Origin of the sequence: uncultured Polaribacter sp. (assembly GCF_947497695.1) — a bacterium.
GTDB lineage: Bacteria > Bacteroidota > Bacteroidia > Flavobacteriales > Flavobacteriaceae > Polaribacter.
The window spans coordinates 1-371 of sequence record NZ_CANMHM010000034.1 but is presented as its reverse complement, the minus strand read 5'-3'; the positions used below and the strand labels follow the sequence as shown (position 1 = coordinate 371).

The window sequence follows — 371 nt, the reverse complement described above, 5'->3', positions numbered from 1 at the left end:
ACTGTATATGTTCCTGCTGCTGTTTGATTTCCAAAACTAATGGCATTTCCTGTTCCTGTAATTGGAGAACCAACATTCGTTCCGTTTCTTCTTAATTGATAGCTAAATGCTGAGGATTGGGTATCTGATAATCCTACTACAACGCCTGAACCTCCTGAACAATATGCCCCTCCTCCTGTTACTGTGTAAAGAGTTGGCAAGGCATTCACTGTGACTGTTCTTGATCCTGACATCACTCGTGTACATGAAGTACTTGTTCTTGTCGCTACTACTGTATATGTTCCTGCTGCTGTTTGATTTCCAAAACTAATGGCATTTCCTGTTCCTGTAATTGGAGAACCAACATTCGTTCCGTTTCTTCTTAATTGATA

Annotated in this window: 1 protein-coding gene; it reads right to left on the bottom strand. The window is 40.4% G+C overall.

Annotated elements, in window-relative coordinates; all coding sequences use genetic code 11:
• A partial coding sequence (locus Q0731_RS13140) for a hypothetical protein (protein ID WP_299064823.1) occupies positions 1-371 on the bottom strand: 371 nt, incomplete at both ends.